Annotated in this window: 2 protein-coding genes; both read left to right on the forward strand. The window is 56.1% G+C overall.

Features of this window, described 5'->3' with window-relative positions:
- Positions 1-505: 505 nt before the first annotated feature.
- Positions 506-883, forward strand: coding sequence for a hypothetical protein (locus I71_RS15905; RefSeq protein ID WP_148294260.1), 378 nt, complete (start codon positions 506-508; stop codon positions 881-883).
- Between the two features lie 26 nt (positions 884-909).
- A partial coding sequence (locus I71_RS39160) for a hypothetical protein (protein WP_148294261.1) occupies positions 910-1,234 on the forward strand: 325 nt, incomplete at its 3' end.

Genomic DNA, 1,234 nt, shown 5'->3' on the forward strand with positions numbered 1-1,234 from the left:
CGCCCCGCCCGGCACGCCACGGCCTGAACCGGTTCGGTTCACGGCGGTGGAGTCCCGGCAGGAGAGGGCGGCGCGTTGTTCCATTTGAACCCTCCCGGCGGAACGCGCGGAAGGCCGCATCCCGGCCAGGCTCGCGTCCATCGAAGACAGGCTGTTGCCCAACAGATTCTCAGAGCCGGATGAAGGAGCAGTCAAAGAATACAAATGAATGAATACACAAAGAATTATCTTAGGGATCAATGGGAATTATAAAGTGAATCGGCGGAATTTTTTCGCGAGGCGATTGGTGGGATATAATAAGAATCTCGTATATCGTGTTGACTAAAGATCGATGCTAAAATACGATATTAACATGAAACATATATGGTGCATACGTATGAATTTTATTATATACTATGAATAGAGTTAAAAATATATGTTATGCTGAATAAATGTTTTAGTTATTAAATCAACATGTTTTGTTTGTTTTCAGATATGTGAATCGGATAGCATTAAGGAGGCTCTCGTGACTATCAAGAATATTTCGGTTTTTGTCGCCATCTCCGCTCTTGTCTCCCTGTCGAGTTCTTTTGCTTTGGCCCAAGCCAATGGCAGCCTCAATGCCAAGGGGGCCGTGGGCGGGTTGATCGGCGGTGCCAGCGGTACCTTCTCCTCCGACGGGCCGACCGCCGGAAAATTCCAATCGAAGGTCGATATCGGGACGATCGAGGCCCAGGCCCGCGACAACTCGACCGCCTCCGTGCGGGCCGGGTCGCTGACTGGCGGCAGCGTCAACGGGGAGTTCAATTCCGAAGTCCACTCGAACTCGATCAAAGTCGATGCCAGCGGCCAGTCCTGTGCCGAGGTCAATCTCGGCAGCATGGGGGCTCCGGCCTGCCGGTAACGCGATGGGATGAGGTGGTCGGGGGCATGCCGCCCGACCACCTCGCGCCCGTTCGGTTGCATTGTCCAAACCGTCTTGCTTGTGGAGGGGTGGTCGTGAACGTATCGAAATCCAGAGCGATTCTTCCCGCCCTGTCCGGCCTCGCCCTGGTCGCTCTGTGCGCAGGCGCACCGTTCCAGACGATGGCCCAAAGTCCGGGCGGATCGTCGTCGCGGGCGGCGGTGGCGCGGGAAATGGCGATCTCCAACGGGCTTGAAGCGGCGGCCAGACAAGGCATGGATCTGACGCCCAAGACGACGGCCACGGAGTGTGAGCAAGGCAAACGCCTGTTGGCCCGCGGCGACCAGCGCA

The sequence above is a fragment of the Azospirillum sp. B506 genome (genome assembly GCF_000333595.1).
Lineage (GTDB): Bacteria > Pseudomonadota > Alphaproteobacteria > Azospirillales > Azospirillaceae > Azospirillum.